Source organism: Pseudomonas sp. SMV71 (assembly GCF_052042015.1).
Classification (GTDB): Bacteria; Pseudomonadota; Gammaproteobacteria; order Pseudomonadales; family Pseudomonadaceae; genus Aquipseudomonas.
Genome location: NZ_JBKGGU010000001.1, coordinates 356,537 through 375,726 on the forward strand (window position 1 = coordinate 356,537; position 19,190 = coordinate 375,726).

At 60.5% G+C, this 19,190-nt stretch carries 20 protein-coding genes and 1 tRNA gene; 7 read left to right on the forward strand and 14 right to left on the reverse strand.

The features are described from left to right. Position 1 precedes the first annotated feature (1 nt). Positions 2-78, forward strand: a tRNA-Met gene (locus ACLEJQ_RS01760). A gap of 61 nt (positions 79-139) precedes the next feature. On the opposite strand, the gene ACLEJQ_RS01765 is transcribed toward ACLEJQ_RS01760, so the two are convergent. Further along, positions 140-1,054, reverse strand: a complete 915-nt coding sequence (locus tag ACLEJQ_RS01765) for a LysR substrate-binding domain-containing protein (protein WP_440791571.1) — start codon at positions 1,052-1,054, stop codon at positions 140-142. Positions 1,055-1,165: 111 nt separating this feature from the next. Here ACLEJQ_RS01765 and ACLEJQ_RS01770 point away from each other — a divergent pair, with 111 nt between their 5' ends. From ACLEJQ_RS01770 to ACLEJQ_RS01780, 3 genes are read left to right on the forward strand one after another with little or no spacing between them, the layout of a single operon-like run. Continuing rightward, positions 1,166-1,522 carry a hypothetical protein gene (locus ACLEJQ_RS01770; protein ID WP_440791573.1) on the forward strand — a complete coding sequence of 119 codons (357 nt, stop codon included), beginning with the start codon at positions 1,166-1,168 and terminating at the stop codon, positions 1,520-1,522. After that, positions 1,522-2,448, forward strand: coding sequence for a DMT family transporter (locus tag ACLEJQ_RS01775; RefSeq protein WP_440791575.1), 927 nt, complete (start codon positions 1,522-1,524; stop codon positions 2,446-2,448). Before ACLEJQ_RS01770 ends, ACLEJQ_RS01775 begins: the two co-directional genes overlap by 1 nt. A gap of 47 nt (positions 2,449-2,495) precedes the next feature. Next, positions 2,496-3,224 (forward strand): helix-turn-helix transcriptional regulator, encoded by a 729-nt coding sequence (locus ACLEJQ_RS01780; RefSeq protein ID WP_440791577.1) that lies wholly within the window; start codon positions 2,496-2,498, stop codon positions 3,222-3,224. Here ACLEJQ_RS01780 and ACLEJQ_RS01785 read toward each other — a convergent pair. The 10 genes from ACLEJQ_RS01785 to ACLEJQ_RS01830 all read right to left on the reverse strand — a co-directional run bounded on the left by ACLEJQ_RS01785 (position 3,211) and on the right by ACLEJQ_RS01830 (position 11,927). Then, the gene (locus ACLEJQ_RS01785) at positions 3,211-3,909 is read right to left on the reverse strand and encodes a 4'-phosphopantetheinyl transferase family protein (RefSeq protein ID WP_440791579.1); all 699 of its coding nucleotides are present in this window, start codon (positions 3,907-3,909) and stop codon (positions 3,211-3,213) included. The two genes, ACLEJQ_RS01780 and ACLEJQ_RS01785, sit on opposite strands and share 14 nt — an antisense overlap. After that, positions 3,906-4,277: a hypothetical protein gene (locus tag ACLEJQ_RS01790; protein ID WP_440791581.1), complete on the reverse strand. Its 372-nt coding sequence runs from the start codon at positions 4,275-4,277 to the stop codon at positions 3,906-3,908. The genes ACLEJQ_RS01785 and ACLEJQ_RS01790 overlap by 4 nt, the downstream gene beginning before the upstream one ends. 10 nt (positions 4,278-4,287) lie before the next feature. After that, positions 4,288-5,553 (reverse strand): hypothetical protein, encoded by a 1,266-nt coding sequence (locus ACLEJQ_RS01795; RefSeq protein ID WP_440791583.1) that lies wholly within the window; start codon positions 5,551-5,553, stop codon positions 4,288-4,290. A 201-nt stretch (positions 5,554-5,754) separates the two neighbouring features. Beyond that, positions 5,755-6,312, reverse strand: coding sequence for an RBBP9/YdeN family alpha/beta hydrolase (locus tag ACLEJQ_RS01800; protein ID WP_440791585.1), 558 nt, complete (start codon positions 6,310-6,312; stop codon positions 5,755-5,757). Next, positions 6,302-8,014, reverse strand: a complete 1,713-nt coding sequence (gene cmlS / locus ACLEJQ_RS01805) for a chloramphenicol-biosynthetic FADH2-dependent halogenase CmlS (RefSeq protein ID WP_440791587.1) — start codon at positions 8,012-8,014, stop codon at positions 6,302-6,304. The genes ACLEJQ_RS01800 and cmlS overlap by 11 nt, the downstream gene beginning before the upstream one ends. A 15-nt stretch (positions 8,015-8,029) precedes the next feature. Next, positions 8,030-8,650, reverse strand: coding sequence for a hypothetical protein (locus ACLEJQ_RS01810; RefSeq protein WP_440791589.1), 621 nt, complete (start codon positions 8,648-8,650; stop codon positions 8,030-8,032). Continuing rightward, positions 8,647-10,014, reverse strand: coding sequence for a long-chain fatty acid--CoA ligase (locus ACLEJQ_RS01815; RefSeq protein ID WP_440791590.1), 1,368 nt, complete (start codon positions 10,012-10,014; stop codon positions 8,647-8,649). The genes ACLEJQ_RS01810 and ACLEJQ_RS01815 overlap by 4 nt, the downstream gene beginning before the upstream one ends. Then, positions 10,011-10,706 (reverse strand): SDR family NAD(P)-dependent oxidoreductase, encoded by a 696-nt coding sequence (locus ACLEJQ_RS01820; RefSeq protein ID WP_440791592.1) that lies wholly within the window; start codon positions 10,704-10,706, stop codon positions 10,011-10,013. The genes ACLEJQ_RS01815 and ACLEJQ_RS01820 overlap by 4 nt, the downstream gene beginning before the upstream one ends. A 1-nt stretch (position 10,707) precedes the next feature. After that, positions 10,708-11,592, reverse strand: a complete 885-nt coding sequence (locus tag ACLEJQ_RS01825; protein ID WP_440791594.1) for a hypothetical protein — start codon at positions 11,590-11,592, stop codon at positions 10,708-10,710. A gap of 26 nt (positions 11,593-11,618) precedes the next feature. Next, on the reverse strand, positions 11,619-11,927 hold the full coding sequence (locus tag ACLEJQ_RS01830; protein WP_440791596.1) for a hypothetical protein: 309 nt from the start codon (positions 11,925-11,927) through the stop codon (positions 11,619-11,621). 223 nt (positions 11,928-12,150) lie between these two features. Between ACLEJQ_RS01830 and ACLEJQ_RS01835 the strand changes: the two genes are divergently transcribed. The 3 genes from ACLEJQ_RS01835 to ggt all read left to right on the forward strand — a co-directional run bounded on the left by ACLEJQ_RS01835 (position 12,151) and on the right by ggt (position 17,809). After that, positions 12,151-13,380 (forward strand): cation:proton antiporter, encoded by a 1,230-nt coding sequence (locus tag ACLEJQ_RS01835; protein ID WP_440791598.1) that lies wholly within the window; start codon positions 12,151-12,153, stop codon positions 13,378-13,380. Further along, positions 13,377-15,812: a penicillin acylase family protein gene (locus ACLEJQ_RS01840; protein ID WP_440791600.1), complete on the forward strand. Its 2,436-nt coding sequence runs from the start codon at positions 13,377-13,379 to the stop codon at positions 15,810-15,812. Before ACLEJQ_RS01835 ends, ACLEJQ_RS01840 begins: the two co-directional genes overlap by 4 nt. Positions 15,813-15,952: 140 nt before the next feature. Beyond that, positions 15,953-17,809 carry a gamma-glutamyltransferase gene (gene ggt / locus ACLEJQ_RS01845; RefSeq protein ID WP_440791648.1) on the forward strand — a complete coding sequence of 619 codons (1,857 nt, stop codon included), beginning with the start codon at positions 15,953-15,955 and terminating at the stop codon, positions 17,807-17,809. Here the strand turns inward: ggt and ACLEJQ_RS01850 are convergent. The 3 genes from ACLEJQ_RS01850 to ACLEJQ_RS01860 all read right to left on the reverse strand — a co-directional run bounded on the left by ACLEJQ_RS01850 (position 17,791) and on the right by ACLEJQ_RS01860 (position 19,110). Next, on the reverse strand, positions 17,791-18,024 hold the full coding sequence (locus ACLEJQ_RS01850; RefSeq protein ID WP_245140415.1) for a helix-turn-helix domain-containing protein: 234 nt from the start codon (positions 18,022-18,024) through the stop codon (positions 17,791-17,793). The genes ggt and ACLEJQ_RS01850 overlap by 19 nt on opposite strands. 7 nt (positions 18,025-18,031) lie before the next feature. After that, positions 18,032-18,586 carry a DUF2975 domain-containing protein gene (locus tag ACLEJQ_RS01855; protein WP_440791602.1) on the reverse strand — a complete coding sequence of 185 codons (555 nt, stop codon included), beginning with the start codon at positions 18,584-18,586 and terminating at the stop codon, positions 18,032-18,034. Positions 18,587-18,678: 92 nt separating this feature from the next. Next, on the reverse strand, positions 18,679-19,110 hold the full coding sequence (locus ACLEJQ_RS01860; protein WP_373685103.1) for a methyl-accepting chemotaxis protein: 432 nt from the start codon (positions 19,108-19,110) through the stop codon (positions 18,679-18,681). Between the last annotated feature and the right edge of the window lie 80 nt (positions 19,111-19,190).

Below are 19,190 nucleotides of genomic sequence, written 5' to 3' on the forward strand. Positions count from 1 at the left end.
TGGCTACATAGCTCAGTTGGTTAGAGCATAGCATTCATAATGCTGGGGTCCGGGGTTCAAGTCCCTGTGTAGCCACCAAGTACCAAAAACGGCTTATCGAAAGATAAGCCGTTTTTTTATGCCCCGGAAAAAGGTCTCCTCAGCAGCCAGGCAGTCGACATACCTGGCTGAGCTCTCGCAGATACGATTCGACCTCTTCCCCCAGCCAGTCGGCAAACTGCTGCCGCTTGGCCTCGACGCGCTCGCGATCCGGCAGCACCAGCCAATACGGGTAGGCATAGGGCACCGCATATTTGCTCAGTTGCACCAGTTCACCACGCCCGATCGCGTCGTGCACCAGGCTGCGACGCACCAGCGCGACCCCCTGCTTGAGTCGCACGGCCTCCAGCACCAGATTCGAATCGTTGCTGCACAGCCCCTTGCGCGTAACTTCGGTGTCCAGCCCCGCCGCCTCGCACCAGGGCTGCCAGGAGTCCATGGTGAAAATGATCGGGCTGGCGACAATCTGCGCCGGCGTTTGCGGTAACTGTCCGCCATTGAAGCCCGGGGAAGAGACAACGATCATTTCATCGTGAAACAACAGCTGTTTTTGCACCTGTTCCCAATCGCCCCGCCCCATACGCACGCTGACGTCCACCGCCTCCTGCGCCAGGTTGGTCACGGTGAGACTGGCCTGCAGACGCACCGTGATGTGCGGGTAACGCGCCTGGAATCGACCGATGCGCGGCAACAGCCAGGAGAAGCCGAAGGAAGGCATGACCGCCACCACCAGCTCCGAAGCCTTGGGCTGCGCTTTGACCTGGCGAGTCGCATCGGCGATGTTTTTCAACGACTCACGCACCTGCAACGAGTACAACCGACCGTCTTCAGTGATGCGCAAGGTACGCCCTTCGCGCACGAACAGTGTCACACCCAGCATTTCTTCCAGCACCTTGAGCTGCTGGCTGACCGCCGAGTGAGTGACGTGCAGCTCCGTCGCCGCCAGGGTGACGCTGGACAAGCGGCTGACGGCTTCGAAACTGCGCAGACAACTGAGGGGAGGGATCACCGACATGTAAGCCCCGCTAACCATTACTCCAAGAAATTACTGATGTTTTTACAGAAATCAGCCCTTTAATGTAAGCACAGATGTATTTCCAATGGATTTTTCAGAAGGATGACCAGAGTGCGTACGTTAACGGTCTCTTTCAGTGCCGATGCCCGGGGGGCATCCGACGGCGAGCCGGACTGGGTTTACATCTATCTTCGCCCGACCGAGCTGATGTCGTTGCACTTGCGCCAGGACATCATTGCTCACGCCCTGAGCGGCAGTCATTGGGTGAGCTGGGAAGGTCGCGACATATTCCTGGAGCAGAGCCAGACCCTCAGGCTGAGCGCCGGCAAAGCGCTGATCGACGGCACCGGGGTGCTGCAGCTTGCCTTGGCGCCGGCACGGCAGGAAACCATCAGGCGCTTGGGCCAAAGGTGCATCGCACCGCTGTTGCCGAGCCGGGTCCAGCCGCTGCGGATTGAAATCTACTGATGGCCCTGTCTGCCGCAGGGGAGGCAACCGCCGCCCCTGGCCGAGTGGGTTTCGCTGTCACGATCCTGGCGTCCACGTTTTTGATGGGCTCAAGTTTCGTGTCGGGCAAGATATTGCTCGATCAGGGATTCGATCCATTGATGCTGGTGGGCTGGCGGTTCTTCCTGGCCGCGCTGGCAACCCTGCCGCTGGTGTTGATGCAGGGCGGTTCCTGGCGTGCCAACCTGCTCCCGCGCCACTTGGACGCACGCCAGGTGCTGGTGATGGCCATCATCGGCCTCACCCAGACCACGGCTGTGATGAGCCTGCTGTTCCTGGCAATGCGCACCGTCTCGGCCTCCACCGCCGCGATCCTGCTTTTCACCAACCCCGTGTGGGTCGCGGTGGGTAACCGGCTGTTCTTCGCACAGCCGCTCAAGGCCAACCGCCTGTCGGGCCTTGTTACAGGCTTGATCGGGGTAGCGCTGGCCATTGGCGCTGACTTTGCAAAAGACCCACAGCCTGGCGCCTGGATTGGCGTCACCCTGGGCTTGGGCGCTGCCGTCAGCTGGGCCGCCGCGACGCTGATCATCAAGCGCAACCCGGTGCCGGTCGGGACGTGGACCTTGAGTTTCTGGCAACTGTTAATCGGTGCCCTGGGGGCGCTCGCCTGCGCCCTCGTGGCCGGCGAGCACTGGCCCGACCACCTCTCGATTCAGCAGTGGGGCTGGTTTGCCTGGCTGGCCATACCGGCCTCGACCGGCTCGTTCGGGCTGTGGTTCGTCGCGCTGAAACGAGCGGACGCCACCAGCATCAGCGGCTGGCTGTTCCTGGCGCCGATGTTCGCGGTGCTGCTGTCCTGGGTCGTACTGGATATCCAACTCTCCGTCTGGCAATGCATTGGAGGTCTGTTGGTCGCGGCTTCGATCTGGCTGATGAACCGTTGATCCGCATCCTGCGATGCTTGAGCCGGCAATCATTGAAAAGGAAATGAATGATGGTATCGCAAGCGCTTGAGCCCCTTCTGGACGGCCCCCGCATCTCGACCAGCAGCGAACTGTTCGATCGCTTGAAAGAACCGATCCTGCAGTTGGGCTTTGACCGTTATGAGCTGCGCCTCAAGCCAGGCAGGAACGTACCGGAGCGCAACGAGTTGGTCATCGGCAATTACCCACAAGCCTGGCATGAGGCTTACGAACAGGCAGGCTACGTCAGGATCGACCCGGTGATGCTGCACTGCATGCATAACGTCACGCCCATCGTCTGGACCGAGCGGCTGTATAGCTCACCGCAGCAACACAGCCTGCGGGCGCTGGCCGTCGCGCACGGGCTGGAACATGGCGTCACCTTCGCCCTGCACGGCCCGCAAGGTCAGTTCGGCACATTGGGCCTCAACCTCCAGGCACATGACGCTGATCAGGCGCAAGCGACGATCAGACACCATATGGGTACGCTATCGATACTCAGGGACGCAGCTCTTCAAGCCGCCTTGACCCTGATGGTTCCGCCAGCGCCCGCCACCCAGGTCAAGTTGACCCAGCGTGAAAAGGAAATACTGCGCTGGGGTGCCTTTGGCAAGACCAGTTGGGAGATCTCGAATATCTGCTGCTGTTCGGAAGCCAACGTGGATTATCACTTCAAGAACATCCGACGAAAGTTCAGCGTGACGACACGCAGCGCTGCCGTTGTCCAGGCGCTGTCGATGCAGCTCATTCAGATCTGACGCAGCAAGGCATCCGGACTGGCGCCTGGCGCCAGCTGAAATCGAGTTCCGGCGACCACTCACCGCACAGGGCCATCCGTGAAGGTGACAGATCGGCTGTGAGCACCTCACCGGTGAGTGTCCCTACCCCTCCGGCCAGATTGAAACTGCGCTGGGAAGGCGCGGCATCTCCAGGGCGACATAAGCACCGCGTATCACCCCGTATCCCGCTGCCCCGGTATTTGAGCAGACTCTCGCGCCGGGTCCACAACCACACAAAGTCCGCTTCCCGCGTACTTTCATCGCGACTCTGGAGCCAGCGACGCTCACTCTCACAAAAATATCGACGCACCGCACTGCACCAGAAGACCGGGGCGGTACCGTCCTCGTAATCCAGACCCAGACGGGACGACCCCAGGGCCAACAGGCCCAGCTGCTGTGCATACGTCACACTGGCGAATAACGGTGGCTGGGTGCAGATGCGCAATTGTCCCGATGCCTGTTGTTCGATTACCACTCGTCGCGGGTCGCACTGCACAAGCCCGGCCACCGTCAGGCGCAGGGCAATGCGTGCGTTGATGTAACGAACTCGCTGACGCTCGCCCAAGATCGCGGCGTGTCGCCTCTGCTGCTCGTCAAGCAGGGCATGCCAAGCGGCATCCGCCTGCGCATGGACCGGGAAGGCAACCAACTGCAGCGCGCTCATGCCGATTGCGCACGCGCATTGTGGCGGACCTGTAACCGGGCGTAGAACAAGGCGTAGGCTCCCGCCAGGCCCAACACCGGGAGCAGGGTCAGCAACGGGTTCGGCGTGCCGATCATCATGTGTACGCTCAATAGCACAGCTGCGTAGATCGACATTGCGCACGCGGCCACTCGCACCGCAACAGCCTGGCGCGGACTGTTGCCGATCCGGCGGCTGATAAATGCCGAGAACGCAAAAGTCGCCGCGAAACTGAGCAACCACTGCGCCAGGGCCGATTGCGCCATGGCCGTCCAGGGCAACTGACGGGCGCAGAATGCCACCCAACCGGCATACAGGGTGGCCGACGCGGTGGAGCTGACAAGCCTCACGACCGAGGGATCAACCCATGAGTTTCTTGAGCGCACGCGCAATCCCCCGCTTGACTCGTATCCCCGCAGCCGACACCTGATATTGAGCGGCGAGCCGGGTAATGTGCCGGCGATGCACGCTGTGCCCGATGGTCGGCCCGAACACATACAGCCACTGGGGCAGGTGCCAGTCGAGACTGCTCAGAAGACGGCCGACGTCGAAATACATCACACGCACGGTTTCCCCGCTGTACGGATGTTTCTTGCTGATCGGCAGGCATTGCGCCCCTAATCGCGTGTAGATCGGCACCAGGATATCGATGGCGTCCAGCACGATGTACCGACTCTGCAAATGCAGGGTAATCCTGCCCAGCTCGCGCAGCAGCGCCAGCATCACGTGGTGCCCGGCGTACTCGGGCAGAATGGCGACCCGGGACATCTCGACAAAGCCCGCCGTCCACAGCCATTGCGGCAAGGGCGTCGACATTTCGATCTCGCAGCGTTCACGATGGCCGCTGTTGACGACTACACGCCCCGCCCCCACACATTTGTTGCCCAGCCGCGCGCTGACCTGAATGGCGAAAGGGTCCCATTCATCCCACAAGACTCGCGGATCCTGCACGTCCTCCAGCCGACCGTAGTGGCGGTTGGCAGCCAGGCGGCACGTCAGCAGGTCGTCCATGGCGCCGGTCCCTTCGATAATCGCGACATGGATCAGGCGACCGATGGCCGGACTCTTGCGGAGCGCCACAGGCAGGCTGTCGAAGGAAAAGTGCCGACGCTGGCACAGCAGCATCAACGCTGCGGCAGTGCTCGAGGCTTTGTCCAGCATCCGGAAATGACAGAGGAAGCGGCCCTGGTCCGCGTAACGTCTCAGGACCTGCACCCGCACCATGGCCGGGCCACTCCACGGGCAGTTGAACTGCAGCTCCAGATCCATGCCCGGCACGATCACTACATCTCGGTCCAGCACCTCGAATACGCCGTTGAGTGGGCTGAGGTAATGCAACTGTACGGTCAGGCGACGATTGAACAGCACAGGGCTTCGCGCCGCAGCCCTGAGTGACGCGTCGGCGCGATCGCGCTCGTTGAGGTACGCGGGCCTGGCGCCGCAACTCACCAGTTCCAGGCAGGATCGGTCATTGCCAGACCACCGACCGTGCATGTTCACCGGCACCTGCGGACGATGCAGGCACTGCTCGAAACACAGTGCCACGGTGAAAGGCTCGGGGTTGGTGCTGTAGACGCCGGCCGGCAGTTCAAGCACGCAATGGGCCTCGTCCTGGACCGCCAACATGGCCGGCACACTGTGCCCTTCAAATCGCGCGTGCACCGGAATACGGTGGCACTGCCCCTGCGCAACCCCTCGAATCAATGGCGATAATGCGGCTCCAAGCTCATTGCCCGGCAGCACAGACACGGCATTAGCTGACATAGCATCGTCCTGATGGCTTTAAGAAGCACAGGCCGCCGTGGGCAGCCTGTGTGCGATCGTGACTCAGTGACTCAGTGACCGGGCAAAGGATTGCAGGAGGTTGTAGCCCTGATCCCAGTACCCCAACTGCGACTTCCCATTGATGTGGCCCAGCTCGCCCAGGTTGGTGCAGCCGCAACCCAGCTGGCGGGCGCTGCGTTGAACGTAATCAAGGTCCCCGTAGGGATCGTTCTGGCTGGTGATCACCGTGACCGGAAAGTCGACGCTCAGTTGGTCGGCCGGTCGGAAGCCGCGGGCCTGCTCCGGGAACTGCTGACCATTGGGGTCCGGCACCGCGACCAGGAACGCCCCGCGCACCCGATCCGATCGATGTCGCGCCGCCCACTCCAGGAGCAACAGGCACCCCAGGCTATGGGCGACCACGACCACCGGGCGCTGCTGGCCGGACAATAGCGCCTGCAAATCCGCGACCCACTCCTCGCAGTCCGGGTTATCCCAGTCACGGTGCTCCAGCCACAATGAATCGGGATGCTCGGTCTCCCAATGCCGCTGCCAGTGGTTGTCGCCGGAGTTGCCGACGCCCGCCAGGAACAGCCAACTGAACCCCTCGTCAAACTTCATATTCGACACCTACCCCATCGAAACGCAGGCGATCCTGCACCAGCACTCGTTGCCCATGTTTGTCGAATCCATCGAGCAAACCGGCCTCCATCAACCGGATCACGAACTGCGAAGAGTTCACCTCCCCCACTTCGTTGAGGCGCACCATCAACTCCTTGTAGCCGAATTGCTGTTCGTTGAGGTCCTTGAACAGCTGCACCAGGGCTTCGCTCACGGTGTACTTGGTCATGTCCTTGCCGGCCCCGTTGGACAGGATCCGCTTGAGACTCAGCTTGAAGCTCAGCGGCTCGATCTTGAAGTAATCGGCAGTCTCGACCCGGTCGCCCAGCCAGCTGAAGCTGACGATGCGGTTCAGTTGCTTGGTCAGGTCGGAGATCCAGCGCACGCGAGCCGGGTTCAGCTCGGCATCCATGAACTCGTCGGTCAATTCATTACGCTGGTGCCGGCCGATGGCGATCATGGTGGAGGCGCGGTCCTTGAAGTCGCCGATCTGCGGGCGGTTCTGCTTTTCCCCGTTGACCAATTGCTCGAACCATTCCTTGCGCTTCAAACGTTCGTCGGCCGACTCGCTGATCCGACGCTTGGTCCAGAACTCGGATTCCGGCTCAGTGAAGGAGGCAAACGTGTAGAAGGACGCCAGAAACTCGTGGTACTGGTTGTAGGTCTCGCTGTAGCTGCGGTTGTACCAGGCGTGCACCTTCTCGTTCTGCTCCGGGTGCTGCATCAGGTAGTCAATGCTGCTGGCGGCGCTGACCGCCGACTGCGAGGCCAGGTGCACACCTTGGGAGAACAATGGGTCGGTGAAGCAGGCCGAATCGCCACACAGGAAAAAGCGGTTACGGGAAAAATATTTGGTTTCGTAGGACCAGTCGCGCACCAGCTTCACATCCTCGCAACGTTCCACACCGTTGAGGATCGACAAGGCTCGCTCGCTCTTGGCCAGGGTCTTGTCATAGAAAGCATTGAGTCCCATGGCCTTGATATCGGCCAGCTTGCTCTGGTCGACAATGGTACCAACGCTGTAGACACCGTCCTTGAGCGGGATCATCCAGATCCAGCCATCCTCGAAGGTAATCGAAAACGTGGTGCCATTGAGGTCGTTCTTGAACGGATCCGGGGTCTTGAAGTACGACCACAAGGCCACGCTTTTGTAGAATTCGTCGTACTCACGCAGATCCAGCTTGCGCACCAGCGGGCTGTTGCTGCCCGAGGCGTCGATCAGGTAGTCGGCCGTGAATTCGCTGGTCTCGTCCTTGTGCCGTACCATCACGCTGACTTTGTCGGCCTGCTCGGTATCCACATCGATGACGGCGGCCTCCTCGAACACGCGCACGCCGCGCTCACGGCAGGTGTCGAGCAGCATCTGGTCAAAGTCCGAGCGCAAAACCTGAATGGCGTGGTCGAATACCCAGTCCTCGGTCTTGGGCGTGGTGAAGGAGAAGGTCCACGGCGCTTCGGTCTTGCCCCACAGAAAGGTGGCCGAGGGCTTGAGCACGTAGCCGGCCTGCGCAATCTTGTCGCTCAACCCGAGGCGGTGCAGGATCGACAATGTCCCAGGCAAGAAGGACTCGCCTACGCGATAACGCGGGAACTTCTCTTTTTCGAACACCGTCACCTGGTGTCCAAGTTTTTGCAAGGTCAACGCTGCAATGCTGCCAGCTGGACCACCGCCCATGATAATGACGTGTGCAGACTTGTTCATGCGGGTACTACTCCTTTAGACCAGTTGAAGGATTTTCTGGCGGGCCGTGGATGTGCAGTGCGAATGCGCCGGGATGCACTCGCTGAGGGTGCAACCGGCCTGGATCGTTACATCGTCTTCAATCACCGTCTGGGGCGTGACCACGGTACTGAGCCCGATGAAGCAGCGATTACCGAGGGTCACGCTGTTACCGGCATTGAAATGCGGTGACAGGAAGTTGTTGTCGCCCAACTGTGAGTGGTGGCCCACGCTGCAGTGGTAATTGATCATGTTCCAGGAGCCGATCCGGGTGTTGACACCGATATGGCAGTCGGCGGCGATGACATTGCCGCGGCTGGCGCGCAGGTCCAACCGGTGACGGACGCTGGGGTGAATGAAATTGGGCGCCAACAAGCGGTCATCGCTGAAGTACGTGTCGATCAACTGCTGGCGCAGGGCAACATCGGCCACGCCCAGAACGTAGCGATAACGCGGGTCCAGGCCCTGGGCGGGCCATGGCGCGGCGGGGGCAGCATCGCCCCCGGCCTCATCCGGCACGATCAGGTGACGCACCACTGCCGACGGCTCGATATCTTGCAGGTAGGTCGCCAGTTCCAGGGCGAAACGCCCAGCGCCGAGGATTACGATATCGCTCATGACAGCACCGCCCGGGTTTTCTTGAACCGATTGGAAAAGGCGATTTCGTCGACCTTGTTGACTTTGACGGGCAATTTGTAGGCCTCCAGACAACTGCCCAGGTGCTCCAGCACATGCTGTTTGAGGGCTTTCTTGCTCTCCACGCCGGTGGCCATGACATCCATGTGTACAGCCTGGCCGGTGATCGCATTCGGCACGCCGTACACCACACAATCGTCGATCAGCGAGCTGCGCAGCATCACGTCTTCGATTTCGGTGGGAAGCACCTTGAGCCCTCCGACGTTGATCAGCTCCTTTTGCCGTCCCTGGATCCGCAGATAACCCTCTTCGTTCTGCTCCACCAGGTCACCGGTACGGAACCAGCCATCTTCGGTGACGTTATCGGTGTCCTGGTTCAGATAGCCGACAAACTGGCTGCGGGTCTTGAGCTGCAACTCGCCATCGATAATGCGGTACTGAGTGTTCGCATCGGCCAGCTTGAAAAAGGTGCTGCCCGAGGACTGGCTGACCGTGGCGCTGATGCCCGTTTCACTGGTGCCGAAGGTCTGCAGCATCTTGGCCTTGGGAAACGCCTGCTGGACCCGTTTGAGCAGGCTTTGCTGCATGCTCTCGGTGCCATAGGTGATCAGCCGTACCGAGGACAGATCATGCTGCTCGTGATGGCGTCCCATCAGGATCAGGTTGAGAAAGGTAGGGCTGACGGGCAGCACCTTCACCCCATGCCGGGCGACCAACGCACAGATCGATTCGGGGGCCCGATCGATCGGCATCACCGCGCAACCGCCCACCACCAGTGTGTTGAGCAAGGAGTTCAAGCCGCCGATGTGGTCGAACAACAGGAACATCAGGATCGAAAGAGGCTTCTTGCGCTCCTTGCCCATCTTGGTGTCGATCAGGTCATCCAGGTCATGCAGGATCGCCTTGGGCGCGCCGGTACTGCCGCTGCTCAGCAACACCAGGCCTGCGCGGCCCCTCTCCCGCAACGCGTTGTAGTATTCAGGGCTTTCGTCGACGACCGGTTGCGCCAGCGGGTGATGCACCCAGCCATCGTCGACGATCTCGATCCGATGCTGACACCGCGCGGCACCTTGTAGGGTCTGCAGGGCACGCTCACTGAGATCGACCAGCGGCGCCACAATATTGCGGTTCAGGTACAAGGCCAGCAGCGCAGCGACGGCAGAGACGCTGTAATCACCATTGAGGATGACCGCATCCCCCGGTTTGACGCCATGGTCGATCAGCCAGGCCAGGCACTGCTGCACCCTGGCATGCAAATCGTTGTAAGTGCACTGCTGCTCGCCGTGCAACAGCGCCGTGCGCTGCCCCGGTTCGGCCAGCGTTGCCAGTAAGGCATCACGACTCATTGCACACCTCCCAGGCTGAGGGTTTCACCCGTCACAAAAGCCGATTGGCTGGAGACAAGAAACTTCAAGGGGCCGATCAGGTCGGCAAACACACAGGGCCTGGCTATCGTCTGGCGCTCGATCATCTTCTGTCTGATCTCTTGAGGAAGTGTGCGGGTCAAAGAGCTTCGGTACAGCGGTAACACCAGGTTATTGATGCGAATGCCAAAAACCGAAAGTTCCTTGCTTAACGTTCGGGTCAGCTGTTCGACGGCGGCTTTGCTGGCGGCATATATCGATTGGCCTGGAATGGCCCAGTGGGTCGCCACGGTAGATATATTCACAATGACCCCGGGGTGCTCGTTCTTCTGCATTAACTTGACGGCTTCGCGGGTAACATTCATCAAGCCGAATACGTTACTTGCAAATAAACCCTGGACCGTCTCGGCAGGCGTCAATTGAAAAGGAGCCATATTCGCTTCACCGGCGTTATTGATGAGCACATCCAGTTGCGCATGATTCAAGCGAATATGCTTGATCATTTTCCTGACTGCACTGGCGTCATTCAAATCCAGGCAAAAGTGCGTGTAGCGCTCATGCTCAATCGAACCTGCACCGCGACTGCAACCGATGACTACGTGGCCCTGTTCAAGAAAATACAACGCCGCTTCTTTACCGACGCCTTTGCGGGTGCCCGTCAACAATATAATCATATCAATGCAACTTATATCCGATGAGTAACGGCAGGCTGTACAACGGTTTTATCGATGCACTTGCCGAACTGCCCGAAGCAGGTTTTACCAATGACGGGACTTCGCGCTTGATCAATCGCACACCGCTCAGGGGATACCCTGCCAGTTCCGCCGCATTACTCACCAGGCACTGAACGCGCATTTGCAGGCACAAGGACAATCGCCAACTGTCGAGACTGCGTGCAAACAACTGCGGGTTGCCGATGAACAGCACCCGACCGATCGGCTCGAACCAGCGCCGGGTCATGCGCTTGACAATCAGGTAGCAGGACTCGCCTGTCAGCGTATCGACGATCATCAAATGCCGGCACTCAAGCCCGGCGTGGTCCCGAAAGACCACACTTTCCTGCTCATTCAGCCAGCCCACGACCCGATGGACATCGGTTTCCAGGCGATAGCGCCGACGCATCTTCAGCGGATTGGGAACGGGATACATCAGCAACAGCTCGGTTTCCAGGTCGATAAACCCGAACTTCTTGCTGATCTCATACACGTCGGGCGTGGGCGTATAGTTGAGCAGCGTGACTTTGCGCATCGACAGTACCGGCAACAGGAGTTTCAGGCTTTCCTTGCGGTACTCGGCCTGCACGTACCAACTGTGCAGTTCGCAGAAGCGCTGCTGCCCGTTACAGGGCTGGGTGGTAAACAGCAAACCGAGAAAACCCACCACCACGTCGTCATCGAGCATCACATAGCCGAAGTAATCCTCCCCCCCGGACCAGATATCGGCAAACATGCGCTTGCGCACGTTTACGCCTATCCAGTTGGAGTTCAAGGTGGACTCGCGCAACAGCTTGCACACCGGATACATGTCACTGCTGAGTGCTTTACGAACCGTCACGTTCACGTCAATGCTCCCTGCGTGGCGTTCATTCAGGCAGAGGCCAGTTGAGGAACCTGCTGCTCGGCGACAATGAAATCAATCAGGCAGGCAACGCTGCTGAACGGGCTGACGGTCTGTGACACCGCTTTTTCCGACGTCAACGAAATCTCAATATCCAGCTCGTCGTCCAACCCTTCTTCCACCGCAGCCAGAAAGCTGACCAGTTGCATGGAATCAAACACCCCAGTAGTACCGTAAAGTGCCAACGTATCGATATTTTGCAAATCGATCTTTTCTTTACGCGTGGCATTAACTTCAATCAGGGCTTGATGAATGATCGTAAATATCGCGTCTTTCATAATCGACCTTCTGAATTATCGGAAAACATGAGTCGGGCACGACTAACAAGCCGCACAACAACGAAGCGAGGAAAATCTAACAGGTTCATCTCATCAAAAAAAACTACCAGATCTGGTAGTTTTTTTATCCCTGCACGCTCCGCTAACATCCGTTGCCTATCTGCCAGCACGCTATATAGAGCCCGGTGGCGGCGTTTCCTCAACTCTCCGGACAGGTATCCCCATGCTCTTCTTGCAAATCGTTTTTATAATATTAACGGCCAAGGTTGCGGGTGCCTTTCTAAAACGACTAGGGCAACCAGAAGTGGTTGGCGAGATGATCGCCGGGTTTGTATTGGGCCCTTTGGTACTTGGTTTTTTCTTTCCCGACTTCCACCATGCACTATTTAAGGGCGACGCTGTTACACAATTAAAGGTACTCAGCGACCTTGGCATTCTGCTGTTCATGTTCGTCGTCGGAGCCGAGTTCCGGATGCCTGAACAGCACGCTCCCTACGCCCACGGCAAAGTGCTGCTGATCGCCGGTTGCAGCATTGCCCTGCCCTTCATTCTGGGCATTGCGATCGCCCCTCTTCTCTACGATACCTTCGCACCTGCCGGCGCCCCCCGCCTGGGCTTCAACCTGTTCATTGCCACGCTGTTTTCGGTCACCGCGTTCCCGGTCCTGGCACGCATTCTGAAGGAGCGACGGATGCTCGACAGTGAGGTCGGTGCGCTCTCGCTGATGGCTGCCGCCGTGAGTGATGTCTGCGCCTGGGTGTTGCTGGCGATCACCGCGATGAGTCTGCAACTGGACCGCCAATGGCAGGAGTTGGCTTTGCGCTTGTGTGGCCTGGTCGCCTTGTGCTGTGCCTCATTCTGGTGCGTGCGTCCCTTATTGAGGCGCTGGATAGCCCACCTTGAGGGCAGGCGTACCTTGACGTTGCTCGCGGTACTTCTGTGCGGCGCGCTGATGTACGGCAGCATCACCGAATGGCTGCAAGTGCATGCAGTGTTCGGTGCTTTTCTGTTCGGCGCGTGCCTGCCGCGAGACCAACGGCTGCTGAACATGCTGGTCGAGCGAGTGGAGCACATCGCGGTCATCGTGCTGATGCCCAGCTTCTTCGCCCTCGCCGGGCTCAACACCACCGCGGCGACGTTTTCGACCGTCGGTGTAAGCCTGCTAGGCCTGGTGTTGCTGGTGGCGATCGTCGGCAAACTGTTGGGCGGTGCATTGGGTGCCCGCGTCGCCGGTTATTCGACACCGGTCGCGATGGACGTCGGTGTATTGATGAACGCCAGGGGCCTTATGGAACTGGTGGTACTGAAAATCGGCCTGGACCTGGGCATTATCGGCAAAGAACTCTTTACCCTTTTTGTCATCATGACCGTCGTGACCACGGTCATGACCGGTCCCCTGCTCAACCTGCTGCAACGGTTGCGTCACGCTCGCCAAAGGCTGGGCGTGCAATGACTGCCCTCAACATCCCCCGACCCCTCGCGCCCGTTGCGAAAGCACGCAAGCTCAAGCGCATCGGCGTCTTCGTTGCGGCGGCGCTGCTGATCGGTGCCGTCGTGATCGTCCTCTATCTCTATGGCAAGCAGCCGCAGCGACAAGGACTGGCCAGCCTGCCTGGACTACAGTCGCCCGTCGAGGTGCGGTTCGATGAGCGTGGCGTACCGCATATCACTGCCGGCAACGAGCCCGACGCATACCGCGCCTTGGGCTACGTACATGCCCAGGACCGGCTGTTCCAGATGGAAATGCTCCGGCGCCTGGCCCGCGGTGAATTGGCTGCGGTGCTGGGCAGCAAGTTGTTGCCCACCGACAAACTGTTCCGCACCCTGCGTATCCGTGAACAGGCCGACTGGCAGGTGGCGCACGCCGATCATCAGAGCGCGACCTGGCAGGCGTTGCAGGCGTACCTGGACGGTATCAACGCTTATCAGATGGAAAATCCACGCCCTGTGGAGTTCGACCTGCTCGGTATTGAGAAGAGGCCATTCACCGCCCAGGACGTCTACAGCGTAGTCGGCTACATGGCCTACAGCTTCGCGGCTGCGTTTCGTACCGAACCCCTGCTGACTTACGTCAGGGACACGCTGGGTGCGCCCTACCTGGCCATTTTCGATCGCAGTTGGGATCCCGAAGGCGCCCTTGGCAACCAGGCACTGACCGCCACCGACTGGCAATCGTTGGCGGCCCTGGCGCAGCTCAGCGAACAGGCGGTGAACCATTCCGGACTGCCGCAAATGGAGGGCAGCAACGCCTGGGTCGTCTCGGGCCGGCGCTCGCAAAGCGGCAAGCCGCTGTTGGCCGGCGACCCGCATATCCGTTTTTCCGTACCTTCGGTTTGGTACGAAGCCCACCTCAACGCCCCCGGTTTCGAACTCTACGGCGATTACGAAAGCCTCGTGCCGTTCGCCCTGCTGGGGCACAACAACGACTTCGCCTGGACCCTTACCATGTTCCAGAACGATGACATCGACTTGATTGGCGAAACCACCAATCCCGACAACCCCGATGAAGTCTGGTATCAGGGCCGTTGGGTCGCCCTGGAGGAAGAACAGCAGCGTATCGAGGTGCGTGGTGCCGAACCGGTGATGCTGCGCCTGCGCCGTTCCCCCCACGGCCCGATCATCAATGATGCGCTGGGCGACAATGCCCCTGGCCGGCCCATCGCTCTCTGGTGGTCATACCTGGACGGCGACAACCCGGTGGTGGACGCCTTTTATCAGCTCAACCGCGCTGACACGCTGGACAAGGCTCGCACGGCTGCGTCATTGATCAAGGCTCCGGGACTCAACGTGGTGTACGCCAATGCCCAAGGCGACATCGCCTGGTGGGCCGCTGCGCGATTGCCCAGGCGCCCGTCCCAGGTCACCGCGGATTTCATTCTCGACGGCAGCAGCGGCGAGGCCGATAAAGACGGCTACTACCCGTTCAGCGCCAACCCCCATGAAGAAAATCCGGCCAGTGGCTACATCGTCTCCGCCAACGCCCAGCCCGTCTCGCCAGATGGCATGGCGATACCGGGTTATTACAACCTGCCCGACCGAGGTCGACGCCTGACCCGACAACTGGGCCGGGACGATCAGTGGAACATCGAAAAAAGCACCCGACTGCAACTCGACACCCAGACCGACTATGCCCAACGTGTGTTGCAACCGGTGCTGCCGATCCTGCGTGCGGCGATTGCCGATCCGCGTCAGCGCCAGTGGCTGGAGGGGCTTGCGCAGTGGCAGGGCGACTACCCGCTGGACTCGATCGATGCCACGCTGTTCACCCAGTTTCTCTATGACCTGAGCTATGGCGCCCTGCACGATGAGCTGGGCGATGTGATGTTCCAGAACCTGCTGAGCACCCGCGTAATGGACGCTGCGTTGCCGCGTCTGGTCGCCGACGAGGACTCGCCCTGGTGGAAGGACAGGACACAACCGGATGTGCAGACACGGGCCGACGTGGTCGTACGCGCCTGGAACACCAGCATCGCCCATCTGCGGGCCACGCTGGGTGATGACCCGACGCAGTGGAAATGGGGCAACGTGCATCAACTGACGCAGGCGCATCCGCTTGGTAGTCAGAAATGGTTGGCGCCGCTGCTCAACGCTGGCCCTTACCCGGCCCCCGGGAGCCACGAAGTGCCGAACAATTTCTCCGCACCGCTGAGTCCGGCGCCCTGGTCGGTGACCTACGGTCCCTCGACGCGACGGGTCATCGATCTGGCCACGCCGGACAAAGCGCTCGGCATACTCCCAGTGGGCCAGAGCGGCGTTCCGTTCAACAGCCACTATGAGGATCAGGTTCTGCCCTTCATACGCGGCGAATACCAGGCCTTGCACCTTTCATCGGCGGACGTGGCCCGGCACACCCAAGGTATCCTGACGTTGGCGCCTGCGCCTTAGGCTCTGCATGCCACGCCGCACGTTGGCGTGGCATGCGCTGTCTCGCCCTCGGGACCCGACTGGCGCGTGAACAATTCGGCTTCCGGTTTGCGCCCTACCCCTCCCATCGTTACAGTCGGCTGCTATATTCCCCGCCACGGATGGAGCGACACGTGCCTACAGACCTCAAACCGAATCTTCATCGCCTGTCAGTCGTTTCACTGCTGGCTGTCGCCCTGACACTCGCCGCCTGTAAGACACCGTCATCTTCCACCGTCATCCCCACGTTGCCTATCGCCCCGGAAATCGCTTCCGGCTATCGCACCGACCTGCAAACCCAACATGCCTCCCGACACATGGCTGCCGCAGCCAACCCACTGGCAGCCGAAGCCGGGCGGGAGATGTTGCGGCGCGGCGGCTCGGCCATTGATGCGGCGATTGCGATGCAAGCCGTGCTGACGCTGGTGGAGCCGCAATCATCCGGCATCGGTGGCGGCGCGTTCATCGTGCTGTGGGATGGCAAGGCGGTGCGCACTTACGACGGCCGCGAAACCGCGCCGGCCGGAGCCACCGAGAAGCTGTTCCTGCAAGCGGATGGCAAACCCATGCCCTTTACTGCTGCACAGATTGGCGGTCGTTCAGTGGGAACACCGGGCGTCATGCGCGCCCTGGAACTGGCTCATCGCAAACACGGCCGTCTCAAATGGGCGACGCTGTTCGAGCCGGCCATTACGCTGGCCGAACAGGGATTCGCGATCTCACCCCGACTGCATTCGATGATCGCCGCCGATCCGTCCCTGCCGGGCTCGCCGGACATGGCGGCCTATTTCCTTAACAGCGATGGCAGCGCTAAAGCAGTCGGCACGCTGCTGAAGAACCCCGCATTGGCCGGCGTGCTCAAACGGATCGCCAAAGAGGGCGCCGATGCGTTGTACCACGGACCGGTGGCCGAGGAGATCGTCGCCAAGGTGCAAGGGCATGCCAACCCGGGCAGCCTTTCATTGAGCGACCTCAAGAGCTACAGCGCTCGGGAGCGCGCGCCGCTATGCACCGACTACAAGCGCTGGCAGGTCTGCGGCATGGCGCCTCCCTCTTCGGGCGGGATCGCCGTGGCGCAGATCCTCGGCACACTGCAAAGCCTGGAACAGCGCGACAGCCATGCGGCCCTCGCGCCCTTGAAGCCACTCAAGACCGATAAACCCGCCGGCCTCGAACCCGCGCCCGAAGCGGTGCACCTGATCGCCGAGGCCGAGCGCCTGGCCTACGCCGACCGCGCCCAATACGTCGCCGACTCGGATTATGTCCCCGTCCCGGTCAAAGGCCTGGTCGACGCCGGTTACCTGGCCAGCCGCGCCGCCCTGATCGGCCCGCGCAGCATGGGCGTCGCCAAGCCGGGCACGCCGCCGGGTGTGCAAGTGGCTTATGCGCCGGACCGTTCGCCGTTGCGCATCTCCACCTCGCAAGTGGTGGCCGTGGATGACCTGGGCGGTGCCGTGTCCATGACCACCACCGTAGAGTCGGCATTTGGTTCGCACTTGATGGTCCTGGGCTTCATGCTCAACAACCAGCTGACCGACTTCTCCTTCATTCCCGAAGAGAACGGGCAAAAAGTCGCCAACCGCGTAGAGCCCGGCAAGCGCCCGCGTTCGTCCATGGCGCCGACCCTGATCTTCGATCGCCAAAGCGGCGAACTGCTGGCGACGGTCGGTTCACCGGGTGGTTCGCAAATCATCGAATACGTCGCCAAGTCGGTGATCGGTCTGCTCGACTGGAACCTTGACCCGCAAACCGCCATCAATCTCCCCAACTTCGGCAGCCGCAACGGCCCCACCGAGCTGGAACAAGGGCAGTTCAGCCCGACGCTGATCCAGGCGCTCAAAGATAAAGGCCACGCCGTGAGCGAGATCGATATGACCAGCGGCACCCAGGCAATCGTCCGGGTGCGTGACGCGCAAGGCAAACCCTCACTGGCCGGCGGGGCCGACCCACGGCGTGAAGGTCAAGCGCTGGGCGATTGATCCGGCTCGCCCTGGGGCTGGTAAACCAGCAGGTCCGCAGGCTGGCATTGCAGGTAGCTGCAAATGGCTTCGAGGGTCGCCAGCCGAATGCCCTTGACCTTGCCCTGCTTCAACAGCGAAAGGTTGGCTTCGGTAATGCCGATGGCGGCGGCAAGGTCCTTGGACTTGACCTTGCGCGTCGCCAGCATCACATCAAGTTGAATCACGATAGGCATGGGTATCTCAAACAAAGGTCCGGTTTTCTGAATCCACTTCACTGGCCTGGGACAGTATCCGGGCAATGATCGCGATGCAGGCGGCGAGAAACAAAGCGACGAAGGACGGCGCGGTGACGCTGAGGGTAATCAATCGCTGGCCCACCGGCTCGTTGATTGTCACCAGCACGCTGAGCAGCGGCTCGCACAGGAAATCCAGCAATACCCACAGCGCGACGGTATGGCCCGTCCGTCCCAGGTAGACCGCTGCCTCGCTGGAGAAATACTGGCCCCGGGCATAGCGGTTGAACAACTGTCGCAAATTGGCCAGCCCGACCGCCAGCGCAAGCAACGGGATACTGGTGAGAAGGATCGCGCCCAGGCTCTGCCAACCCGCCAGGCGCAGGGCCCCATCGGCCAGGCTCGACAGCTGGCGCTCGGTCAGCGAAAAGCCCAGGCCGTACTCTGATGCAAACCCGGGAAAGAGCCAGGCGGCTGCGTTGATGCCCATCATCGCGACGATGAGAACAAGCGTTACGGCAGCCATGCGCTGGCTGTACAAAGCGAGACGATTCGTGCCCATGTGAGGCTCCAACAGAACGATAGGAGCGCAAAACATAGGCCTGAAATTATCGCAAAACAATAATTAATATGTAAAAGACAATAACAGCCGACTCAAGTCGACAGTTGATTGGCAAACTGACTCACCGCATCCACAACTTTTTTCGCGCCGTCCTGAATCTCCACGATCACCGTTCCCGCCTCGGCAGCCAGGGCAAGGCCCTGTTCAGCCTGGTGCTGGCCGTCAGTCATCAGGGCCACGGCGTTGCGGGCCATGTCCTGGTTCTGGCGGACCACACCGACGATTTCATCCGTCGCCTGGCTGGTACGCGACGCCAGTTGCCGGACTTCATCGGCGACCACCGCAAAGCCGCGCCCCTGCTCACCGGCCCGGGCGGCTTCGATGGCGGCGTTGAGCGCCAGCAGGTTGGTCTGCTCGGCAATGCCGCTGATGGTCTTGACGATGGTGCCGATGACCAGCGATTGCTCGTTCAGCGCCTCGATGCCTTCGCCGGCGGTCTGCATATGCCGGGCGAGGTCGCGCATGACATCCACTGCCTGGGTGACCACCGTGGTTCCGCGCTGGGCGCTGTTATCCGTGTGTATCGAGGTGCTGTAAGCAATGT

Excerpts from the sequence above, each read along its gene's own strand:
- ACLEJQ_RS01800 (WP_440791585.1), bottom strand. The coding sequence starts at position 6,312 with ATGAAGTTTGACGAGGGGTTCAGTTGGCTGTTCCTGGCGGGCGTCGGC.
- ACLEJQ_RS01820 (WP_440791592.1), bottom strand. The coding sequence starts at position 10,706 with ATGATTATATTGTTGACGGGCACCCGCAAAGGCGTCGGTAAAGAAGCG.
- ACLEJQ_RS01785 (WP_440791579.1), bottom strand. The coding sequence starts at position 3,909 with ATGAGCGCGCTGCAGTTGGTTGCCTTCCCGGTCCATGCGCAGGCGGAT.
- ACLEJQ_RS01835 (WP_440791598.1), top strand. The coding sequence starts at position 12,151 with ATGCTCTTCTTGCAAATCGTTTTTATAATATTAACGGCCAAGGTTGCG.
- ACLEJQ_RS01850 (WP_245140415.1), bottom strand. The coding sequence starts at position 18,024 with ATGCCTATCGTGATTCAACTTGATGTGATGCTGGCGACGCGCAAGGTC.
- ACLEJQ_RS01815 (WP_440791590.1), bottom strand. The coding sequence starts at position 10,014 with ATGAGTCGTGATGCCTTACTGGCAACGCTGGCCGAACCGGGGCAGCGC.
- ACLEJQ_RS01775 (WP_440791575.1), top strand. The coding sequence starts at position 1,522 with ATGGCCCTGTCTGCCGCAGGGGAGGCAACCGCCGCCCCTGGCCGAGTG.
- ACLEJQ_RS01795 (WP_440791583.1), bottom strand. The coding sequence starts at position 5,553 with ATGTTGGCGGTCCAGGACGAGGCCCATTGCGTGCTTGAACTGCCGGCC.
- ggt (WP_440791648.1), top strand. The coding sequence starts at position 15,953 with ATGGAGCGACACGTGCCTACAGACCTCAAACCGAATCTTCATCGCCTG.
- ACLEJQ_RS01840 (WP_440791600.1), top strand. The coding sequence starts at position 13,377 with ATGACTGCCCTCAACATCCCCCGACCCCTCGCGCCCGTTGCGAAAGCA.
- ACLEJQ_RS01860 (WP_373685103.1), bottom strand. The coding sequence starts at position 19,110 with ATGCGCGACCTCGCCCGGCATATGCAGACCGCCGGCGAAGGCATCGAG.
- ACLEJQ_RS01810 (WP_440791589.1), bottom strand. The coding sequence starts at position 8,650 with ATGAGCGATATCGTAATCCTCGGCGCTGGGCGTTTCGCCCTGGAACTG.
- cmlS (WP_440791587.1), bottom strand. The coding sequence starts at position 8,014 with ATGAACAAGTCTGCACACGTCATTATCATGGGCGGTGGTCCAGCTGGC.
- ACLEJQ_RS01780 (WP_440791577.1), top strand. The coding sequence starts at position 2,496 with ATGATGGTATCGCAAGCGCTTGAGCCCCTTCTGGACGGCCCCCGCATC.
- ACLEJQ_RS01765 (WP_440791571.1), bottom strand. The coding sequence starts at position 1,054 with ATGTCGGTGATCCCTCCCCTCAGTTGTCTGCGCAGTTTCGAAGCCGTC.
- ACLEJQ_RS01855 (WP_440791602.1), bottom strand. The coding sequence starts at position 18,586 with ATGGGCACGAATCGTCTCGCTTTGTACAGCCAGCGCATGGCTGCCGTA.
- ACLEJQ_RS01830 (WP_440791596.1), bottom strand. The coding sequence starts at position 11,927 with ATGAAAGACGCGATATTTACGATCATTCATCAAGCCCTGATTGAAGTT.